This window comes from Corynebacterium sp. MSK218, from assembly GCF_030232655.1.
Taxonomy (GTDB): domain Bacteria; phylum Actinomycetota; class Actinomycetes; order Mycobacteriales; family Mycobacteriaceae; genus Corynebacterium.
This window is the reverse complement of record NZ_JASPGN010000031.1, coordinates 1-1,099: the sequence shown is the minus strand read 5'-3', so window position 1 is coordinate 1,099 and position 1,099 is coordinate 1. Positions and strand designations below refer to the sequence as shown.

1 protein-coding gene is annotated in these 1,099 nt (G+C 48.4%); it reads right to left on the bottom strand.

Annotated elements, in window-relative coordinates; all coding sequences use genetic code 11:
- On the bottom strand, window positions 1-991 hold a 991-nt coding region (locus QP922_RS12780), incomplete at its 3' end, for an LGFP repeat-containing protein (RefSeq protein WP_502869623.1).
- Window positions 992-1,099: the final 108 nt, after the last annotated feature.

The following is a 1,099-nucleotide window of genomic DNA, read 5'->3' as shown; positions in this document are numbered from 1 at the left end:
CCCACTGCAGTAGGACATCGCCTGTTATAGCGTGAGCGCCGAATTTGGGGTGCCACACCATAATTCCGTTTTGGAAAAGGTTGTATCGCCCAATCCCGTCGGGTGTTTTTTCTTCACTGCTGATAGGGAAGCCTAAGGTACTCTTTTGGGCCCCCATGTCCTGCCATTTGTCGTAGATCCGGCCTTGAATTCCTGCTTGTACTACAGGGATAGTATTTCGTGTGTAGATGTATCCGCCCTGATATTGCTGCTGGTACCAACCATTGCCGAGAGAGATATCATTAGTTACCGGGTAGCCGAAGTGACCACCTTCCCATCCATGCTTTGCCCACACTACTGTTGCTGGGATGCTGACGGTGTGAGCGCCTGTCTGTGGATGCCAATAGATAAACCCGTTGACGAATTCAGACCTTTTACCAATACCGTCAGGGCTTGGTAACTCGTTACTTTTAGGAAACGTAAGAAAGCTTTTCGGTCCGCCGATGGAATCGTAGAGTTCTCGGATGGCACCGCAAACTTCAAACGGTGAAGGCCAATAAATTTTACAGCCTGGAGCGGAATTCAAAGTCGGAGTATCTTCGTCCTGAAGCTGCGCTTCCTTTGTCTCTGCCAGATCAGCTTCTTCTTTAGTGAAGTCACCTGGTATTTCTTCCCTATCACTACGCATTTCTCCAGGAACTACGACAGATTTAGGGGAGTCCGTCGGGGTCCAATCAGAAACCTCTTCAGGTGAAAGCTTAGACTCTACAGCTTTAAACGAGGGCTCTTCAGCCCATTCCGGCAGTATCGGAGTGGGGTACTCATGGAACGTTTCTTTACTGTCGATTTCCTCTAAGGAATGATCACTAGGGGCAGTAGGAAAAGCACCCTCTGACGCTGCTGGCGACAATGGATCGGAAAAAGATGGTTGCGCGACTGCAGCACCGGAACTGCTAAAAATTAATAAGCTTGCCAAGATAAAAGCAAGACTTCTAGGTGAGAGAGTTTTCATCGGAGACCTTCAAAAAGAGTGGAACAAGGATTTGTACTTTTGGAACAGCTTATAGCCTAGTGGCAGGCTACGCTGCTGAAATGAAAGATCTCATTGCTGACCTTGCGG